General features: G+C 37.1%; 1 protein-coding gene. It reads left to right on the plus strand.

Annotation, left to right across the window (positions count from 1 at the left end):
* On the plus strand, positions 1-381 hold a 381-nt coding region (locus EVJ26_RS14350), incomplete at its 5' end, for a sugar-binding domain-containing protein (protein WP_236635611.1).
* Positions 382-383: the final 2 nt, after the last annotated feature.

The following is a 383-nucleotide window of genomic DNA, read 5'->3' on the forward strand; positions in this document are numbered from 1 at the left end:
ACATATAACACATTGTTGTTAGAGCCATCAGTCATAAACACTTTAGACAAAATTAAACAAGCAAACGTTATATTACACGGCATTGGTGATGCGCTGAAGATGGCGCATCGACGTCAATCACCTGAAAAGGTCATTGAACAACTTCAACATCATCAAGCTGTCGGAGAGGCATTTGGTTATTATTTTGATACACAAGGTCAAATTGTCCATAAGGTTAAAACAATTGGACTTCAATTAGAAGACCTTGAATCAAAAGACTTTATTTTTGCAGTTGCAGGAGGCAAATCGAAAGGTGAAGCAATTAAAGCATACTTGACGATTGCACCCAAGAATACAGTGTTAATCACTGATGAAGCCGCAGCAAAGATAATACTTGAATAAGA

It is taken from the genome of Exiguobacterium sp. SH3S1, assembly GCF_004337105.1.
GTDB classification, from domain to species: domain Bacteria; phylum Bacillota; class Bacilli; order Exiguobacteriales; family Exiguobacteriaceae; genus Exiguobacterium; species Exiguobacterium aurantiacum_A.